Here is a 6,754-nt window from a genome sequence, read left to right on the forward strand (position 1 = left end):
GGTGGCTGGCGGGCGGGTAGTGCGGGTGCTGGCAGTTTGAGAGGCGTGGGCGGCGCGCACGGAGCGGTAAGCCGGACGGCGGCTGTGCGGCTGGAGACGCTGGCTCGGGCGTCGCCTTGGGGCGAACCGTGACCGCTCAATCGCCTTCGGGCGGTGGGAGGCGGAGGACGACTCGGCGGGTGAAGCCGCCGCGTTCGGCGGCCTTGGCCGCGCGGCGGCGTTCCAGGTCGCCGGGGGAGAGTCCGTGGACGGCAGCGAGGGCGTGGACGACCTCCAAGATGTCGGCGAGTTCGTCGGGATCCGCGTCGGCGGTGTACTCGGTCACCTCCTCCGAGAGTTTGGCGCGCAGCAGGGACGTGTACTCGTCCTGCCCGGCGATACGGGTCTGCGGGGTCCGGCCGGAGCCGGTGATGATCTCCGGGATGCGGTCGCGGACCAGCTTCTCCGCCGGGGCGCCGCCGCCGTTTCGGCGGTCGAGCGCCTGGATCCACTGGACCGCGACCGCGGCCGTCTGCACGAGTTCGCCGCGCAGCAGGACCAGATCGGACTCCGCGAGGGCTTCGGAGAACTCCTCGGCCAGGATGTGCCGCCAAGCCAGCTCTCCGGACGCCGCGGCGTCCGCGCAGTCGCGCTTGGACTGATCGGCGCGCTCGGTGAACGCCGGTCCGGTGCCGTCCGGGAAGTCTTGGACGCCCCAGGTCCGCTCCTGGGCGTCGCGTTCGGCGGCGACGTCGGCCAGCACCTTCTGCAGAGACTCGTCCATGACAGGCGACGTTAGCCGCCGGGTACGGACGCGGCCGGTGTTCGGTCGGGTTCGCGGCTCAGCACCTGGTGGAGGGCCGAGGGCAGTTCGTCCCACAGCCAGTCGTTCAGGGTCCCGGGAAAGTCGGCGGGCTGCTCGATGGCCAGCCGCCCGGGACCGGCCTCGACCAGCCGTACGGTGACGGGGTCGCCGTCCCACATCGGCCGTCGGCCGCCCCAGAACTCGGCGAAGTCGGTGCCGGTCAGCGCCGGCTCGGACGTCACCGTGTGCCGGCCCGGATGCCGTCCGAGGGGAAGGAGCCGCTGCGCGGTGGTGCGCAGGACGTTCAGCGCCGCCACGTCCTGCGGGCAGGCCACGCCGGTGATCTCGAGTTCGGGGATCCCGAAGCGGCGCAGCCCGCGGGACCTGAGGCGGACGCAGGTGCAGTCCTCGCCGTCGTCGGCTTCGCAGCGCCCTCCGGCCCGGTAGGGCGGGAGGGACGCGCCGAGCCACCCGTCGGCGAGGACGAAGTCGCCGAAGTCGCCGGGGCGGGACGCGGGGAGGATCTGGTCCGTGTCGAGGTCGACGGGGACGCCGCAGACCTCCTCGGCGATCGCCAGGGCGGCGGCGCGCACGATGTGCGGCGCCGTCGGAAGATCGTCGACCCTGAGGACGGACGTGACACCGATGTGCCGGTCGGCCCGTTCGATCGCCTCGCCGTCGGCGGCGTCGACGCCGACCGCGCGGTGCAGCCGCCACGGCGCCGAGTCCGCCGGATGGATCGTGATCATCAGGCCGGGCGTCCCGAGGCGTTCCGCGGCGGCCTTCGCGTACGGCTCGGGCAGGGCCCGGCGGATCACGGCGGCGACGTCGCCGGGGGCCCGGTCCGCGGCGACGACGAACCGCGCGGTCGTCTCCTCGGGGACGGTGATCGTGACTGGCATGGCTGCCTCCTCGCGCTCGGCCGGTGTGGAACCCAGCCTCGGCGAGCACCGAGGGGCATGTAATCGGAAATCGAACCTGTGGATAAAGCGGGACGGCGGCGGGCGGGCAGGGCCCGTCCGCCGCCGTCCGGCGTGCGCCTCAGCGGGCGGACACGTCCACGTAGTGACGCTCGCCCGGGCCCACGTAGACCTGGCGCGGGCGGCCGATCTTGGTGGCGGAGTCGTTCATCATCTCGCGCCACTGCGCGATCCAGCCGGGCAGCCGGCCGAGCGCGAACAGGACGGTGAAGGCGTTCGTGGGGAAGCCCATCGCCTTGTAGATCACGCCGGTGTAGAAGTCGACGTTCGGGTAGAGCTTCCGCTCGACGAAGTAGTCGTCGCTCAGCGCGACCTCTTCCAGGCGCATGGCGAGGTCCAGCAGCGGGTCGGACTTGCCGAGCGCGTCCAGGACCTTGCCCGTCGCCTTCTTGACCACCGCGGCGCGCGGGTCGTAGTTGCGGTAGACGCGGTGGCCGAAGCCCATCAGCTTGACGCCGGGCTCCTTGTCCTTGACCCGGCGGACGAACGTCTCGATGTCGTCGCCGTCCTGGTGGATCCGCTCCAGCATCTCCAGGACCGCCTGGTTGGCGCCGCCGTGCAGCGGGCCGAACAGGGCGTCGACGCCCGCGGAGACCGACGAGAACAGGTTGGCCTGGCTGGAGCCGACGAGCCGCACGGTGGAGGTGGAGCAGTTCTGCTCGTGGTCGGCGTGCAGGACGAACAGCATGTCGAGCACCCGGACGATCTCCGGGTCGACCTCGTAGGGCTGCGTGGGCAGGCCGAACGTCATGCGCAGGAAGTTCTCGACGTACCCGAGGCTGTTGTCCGGGTAGAGCAGCGGCTGACCGTTGGACGTCTTGTACGCGTAGGCCGCGATCGTCGGGAGTTTGGCGATCAGCCGGATGCTGGACTGGTCGACCTGCTCCGGGTCGAAGGGGTCGAGGCTGTCCTGGTAGAACGTCGACAGCGCGCTCACCGCGGACGACAGCACCGCCATCGGGTGCGCGCGCCGCGGGAAGGCGGAGAAGAACGCGCGGAACTTCTCGTCGAGCAGGGTGTGGTTGCGGACGCTGTCGGTGAACGCGGCGAGCTGGTCCCCGGTCGGCAGCTCCCCGTAGATGAGCAGGTAGGAGACCTCGAGGAAGGACGACTTCTCGGCCAGTTCCTCGATCGGGTACCCGCGGTAGCGCAGGATGCCCGCGTCACCGTCGATATAGGTGATGGCCGAAGTGGTGGACGCGGTGTTGGTGAAACCGGGATCAAGGGTGACGTGCCCGGTGTCCTTGAGCAGCGTGTTCACCCCCAGTCCGGAGGGCCCCTCGGTCGCCTCGGTCACCTCGAGAGGCATCCGGCCGCCCGCGTGGTTGAGCTCGAAATCCGACATACTCGCTCGCTCCCAACTGCGTCCACACCTGCGTAGACGTTCCGCTCTTCATCGTATCCAGGTGATCACATGGGCCAATCCGTGCCCGGCGCGTTGACGGACGGCGCCCCAGGTGCTCACGTGGAGTCATGAGCGACCGTGAGGCGGCCGGACTGGTCGCGCGCGCCCGCGCCGAGATCGGGTCCGCCGAGGGCGGCAACCGCTTCCTCGATCTCCTTGAATCGGGCGACTTGCCCCGAGAACGCCTGGTCTGGCTGGCCGTCGAGGAGTATCGCATCGTGCGCAGCGATCGGCGTAGTTTCGCCCTCCTCGCGGCACGCCATCCCGATCCGCCCTCCGGCGACCTTTTTCTGGAGCTGGCCCAGGGAGAGGGGCACGCGCTGGGCCTGCTGGACGACTTCGCCGCGGCGCTCGGCGAGAGTGAGAAGAATCTCAACGCCCGGGACCCTCTCCCGTTCGCTCAGGCATACCCCGCCCACCTCGCGCAGCGGGCGGCCTTCGGCACGGCCACCGAGGTCGCACTGGCCATGCTGGTCAATCTCGAGGAGTGGGGCGGGTACTGCGCGCGCACCGCCCGCGCCCTGCGGGCCCGCTACGGCTTCACCGAGCAGGCGGTCGCGTTCTTCTCCTTCTTCGCGGAGCCGCCGCCCGGCTTCGGCGAGCGGGCCCTGGCCGTCGTGGCGGCCGGACTGGCCGCGGGCGACGATCCCGTCGAGGCCGTCCGGTGCGCGCGGCTCGTCCACGCCTACGAGACGGCTTTCTGGGACGCGCTCGCCGAAGGTCTCTGACCCTTACGGGGACGGCTCCCGGAGCGTGGGCAGCTCGGCGGTGACCTCCCGGAGCGTCTGCTCGTTCGCGCCGATCAGCTCCTCGACGCCCGAGGGCAGCCACTCCACGCCGTAGTGGGCGTCCAGGAGCGTGGAGAACGCGGTGAGGACCTGGTCCGGTGACGGGCGGTCGTCCGGCAGCTTGCTGAGGCAGCGCGTCACCACGCCCCGCATCGGGTCGGGCAGCCTGCTGAGGTCGGGGATGCCGTGCACGATACGCCCGCGCACCTTGCGCCCGTTGCCGAAGGGAGCCGAGCCCGTCGCCGCGAACACCAGCGTCGACCCCAGCGCGAACACGTCGCTGCGCGGCGTCACGGGCTCGCCGAGCGCCTGCTCGGGCGACATGTACGCGGGCGTCCCCATGACCTCCGTGCGGGAGAGCGGGACCGCCCCGAGCGGCCGCGCGATGCCGAAGTCGATCACGCGGGGGCCGTCCGACGCCAACAGCACGTTGGACGGCTTGAGGTCGCGGTGCACGACCCCCGCGTCGTGGATCGCGATGAGCGCCTCCGCCAGCCCGGCACCGAGCCGGCACGCGGCCCGCTCCGGCAGCGGCCCCTTCTCCAGCACCGCCTTCGCGAGGCTCACCCCGCGGATGTACTGCGTCGCCAGCCACGGCCGGTCCGCGTCGGGATCCGCGTCGACGACGGGCGCCGTGTAGAACCCGCTGACCGACCGCGCCGACGTCACCTCCCGCCGGAACCGCGCCCGCCACTTCGGGTCGTCCAGCAGCTCGTCCCGGATGACCTTCACGGCGACCGCCCGGCGGCTCGGCGACGTCGCGAGGAACACCTCGCCCATCCCGCCCGAGCCGAGCCGCGCGACGATGCGGTAGGGGCCGATCATCTCTGGGACTGCTGGCTGCATCGACACGTTTCCGATCTTGGAGGGCGCGCTTCATCGTGCCATGAACCGGAAGGCGTCCCGCCGGTGCGCCGCTCAGGTCCAGGGAAGCGCGCTCCGGTCGGCCCAGTAGCGCTCCGGCGGGATGCTAAGGCCCGCGAGCACCTCCAGTGCCCGTGCGTCCAGGGACACGCCCATCGCCTGCATGTTGGCTTCGAGTTGCGCGGGGCTGACCGCGCCGATCAGCACCGTGCCCGCCCAGGGACGGCTCAGCGCCGCCGCGATGGCGAGGGCGTCCGGCTCCACGTAGTTCTCGAAGGCGACCGTCCGCGCCGCGAACGGCGGGCGCAGCGCCAGCTTCCCGTTCGCCATCACCTCCTTCAGGATCACGTGCAAGCCCTCCGCGTGGGCCTCCCGCAGCGCGTCCTCCGCCGAGGTCTCCAGGATGTTCCACGTCGACTGGACGGTGCTGAAGATGCGCTGCCCGGACACCTCCAAGGCCATGGCGCGCCGGATGGTCTCGCCCTGCTGCGGCCCCGACGTCGAGAAGCCCACGCGGATCCCGTCGGATGCGGCCTCCGCAATGGCCTCCTGGAGCCGGACGTCCTTGAAGAGGGGGCTGTCCAAGGTGAGCGAATGCACCTGATAGACGGACAGATGGTCGTTCAGAAGTCCCCGGGTCTCCAAGTACTGGGACTGGTACCGCTGCAGGCTGTGCTCCTTGCGTTCGTGCACGGGCGCTTCGATGTCCCAGTCGCCGACGTACGCGTAGCCCCATTTGCTCGACACGGTCACGTTGCCGGGCGCCCGGTCCTCGAGCCACTCGCCCAGGAACTCCTCGGCCCTGCCGTACGACCGTGCCGTGTCGATCCAGCGAATGCCCGCCGCGTAGGCGGCGTCCAGAAGATCCCAGGTTGCCCGGCGGAGGTCGTCCACGCCCCGGTGCAGCGGGAGTTCCTCCGCCCGGCCCACGTTGATGTACGCCGGACGGCCCACCGCCGCCAGCCCGATGCCCAGCCGTCTCGTCAAGTTCATGTCCTTACTTTTGCACGCTCTAGACCCTTCCCAAGCACATGGGTCGTCGAAATGACCAGCAATAACCGAAATGGGGAAAACGTTCTTGCGAAGTTATCCACAGGCAGGTGTTCCGTGTGCGATGGCCGGGCGCGAAAGCGAAGGTGGAAGCCGACGACCCGAGGACGAAAGGACCGCCATGCCCGCCCATTACGGCACCCACCAGTTCGCCCGATACCTCGGAATCTCCCGCTGGCAGATGCGCGTCGGCAGGGAGCACGGCATCCTTCCCGAACCCGACATGGACGGCGAACGCTGGTCGTCCGGCCTCGCCGAGAAACGCAGGGACGACGGCGAACGGGTCGCCGCCGCCTTCGGCGAGGAGCCGCCGGTCGGCTCCACCCGCGCGGCCGCCCGCCTCGCCGCCCGAGTCCGCCTCGACGTGGAACGCCGCGACGTGGAGGTCCTCGCGGCCCGCGGCGACCTGACCGTCATCAGCAGCTTCCGCGGCCACCCGGTCTACCTCCTCCGCGACATCGACGCACTCGACGCCGAGGCCGTCCGGGACGTGGTCGCCGCCCGCAAGGGCCCCCTCCTCGACAGCGTCGACGCGGGCGGCGCCGCGACGATCCTCGACTGGCCCCGCAAGACCTTCGACCGGATAGCCGAGGAACGCGGCCTCGAACGCGACCGACTGGGCCGCTTCGGCCTCCGCGACGTCCACGCCCTCGCCGACGACCCCGAGCTGACCCGCCGCATCCTCACCGAGAAACGCGAGCTGGCCTCGGCGAGATCCCGCAGGGCCGAGGCCCGCGTTGAGGACGCCGCCCGCGCCTGGCTCGCACGCTGCGACGCCTATCTCGACCGCGCCGCCGACGAGCCACCGGACACGGCCGTCCTCCGCAGGGCCCTCCGCGCCCTCCGCACCCTGAGAGCCGAAACCGCCGCTCCACTCCCCGAC

Annotated in this window: 7 protein-coding genes; 2 read left to right on the forward strand and 5 right to left on the reverse strand. The window is 71.1% G+C overall.

The window, feature by feature from the left end; translation table 11 throughout:
• Positions 1-136: 136 nt before the first annotated feature.
• From DMH08_RS42190 to DMH08_RS37530, 3 genes are all read right to left on the reverse strand, one after another.
• Positions 137-763, reverse strand: a complete 627-nt coding sequence (locus tag DMH08_RS42190) for a nucleoside triphosphate pyrophosphohydrolase (RefSeq protein ID WP_233618050.1) — start codon at positions 761-763, stop codon at positions 137-139.
• 11 nt (positions 764-774) lie between these two features.
• Positions 775-1,686: a hypothetical protein gene (locus DMH08_RS37525; protein ID WP_026402097.1), complete on the reverse strand. Its 912-nt coding sequence runs from the start codon at positions 1,684-1,686 to the stop codon at positions 775-777.
• Positions 1,687-1,825: 139 nt separating this feature from the next.
• Positions 1,826-3,109: a citrate synthase gene (locus tag DMH08_RS37530; RefSeq protein ID WP_125620978.1), complete on the reverse strand. Its 1,284-nt coding sequence runs from the start codon at positions 3,107-3,109 to the stop codon at positions 1,826-1,828.
• A gap of 128 nt (positions 3,110-3,237) precedes the next feature.
• Between DMH08_RS37530 and DMH08_RS37535 the strand changes: the two genes are divergently transcribed.
• Positions 3,238-3,897, forward strand: coding sequence for a transcriptional regulator (locus DMH08_RS37535; protein WP_125620980.1), 660 nt, complete (start codon positions 3,238-3,240; stop codon positions 3,895-3,897).
• 3 nt (positions 3,898-3,900) lie between these two features.
• Here DMH08_RS37535 and DMH08_RS37540 read toward each other — a convergent pair whose 3' ends face one another.
• Together DMH08_RS37540 and DMH08_RS37545 are read right to left on the reverse strand one after the other, a co-directional pair.
• Positions 3,901-4,803, reverse strand: coding sequence for a serine/threonine-protein kinase (locus DMH08_RS37540; protein WP_084550112.1), 903 nt, complete (start codon positions 4,801-4,803; stop codon positions 3,901-3,903).
• Positions 4,804-4,875: 72 nt separating this feature from the next.
• Positions 4,876-5,808, reverse strand: a complete 933-nt coding sequence (locus DMH08_RS37545) for an aldo/keto reductase (protein WP_233618051.1) — start codon at positions 5,806-5,808, stop codon at positions 4,876-4,878.
• Positions 5,809-5,992: 184 nt separating this feature from the next.
• On the opposite strand from DMH08_RS37545, the gene DMH08_RS37550 reads away from it, so the two are divergent.
• Positions 5,993-6,754 (forward strand): hypothetical protein (locus DMH08_RS37550; protein WP_199748196.1); only part of this gene is annotated, 762 nt, incomplete at its 3' end.

Source organism: Actinomadura sp. WAC 06369 (genome assembly GCF_003947565.1).
Classification (GTDB): domain Bacteria; phylum Actinomycetota; class Actinomycetes; order Streptosporangiales; family Streptosporangiaceae; genus Spirillospora; species Spirillospora rifamycini.

Coding starts and splice junctions, on each gene's coding strand:
- DMH08_RS37535 (WP_125620980.1), top strand. CDS start 3,238: ATGAGCGACCGTGAGGCGGCCGGACTGGTCGCGCGCGCCCGCGCCGAG.
- DMH08_RS37525 (WP_026402097.1), bottom strand. CDS start 1,686: ATGCCAGTCACGATCACCGTCCCCGAGGAGACGACCGCGCGGTTCGTC.
- DMH08_RS37540 (WP_084550112.1), bottom strand. CDS start 4,803: ATGCAGCCAGCAGTCCCAGAGATGATCGGCCCCTACCGCATCGTCGCG.
- DMH08_RS42190 (WP_233618050.1), bottom strand. CDS start 763: ATGGACGAGTCTCTGCAGAAGGTGCTGGCCGACGTCGCCGCCGAACGC.
- DMH08_RS37530 (WP_125620978.1), bottom strand. CDS start 3,109: ATGTCGGATTTCGAGCTCAACCACGCGGGCGGCCGGATGCCTCTCGAG.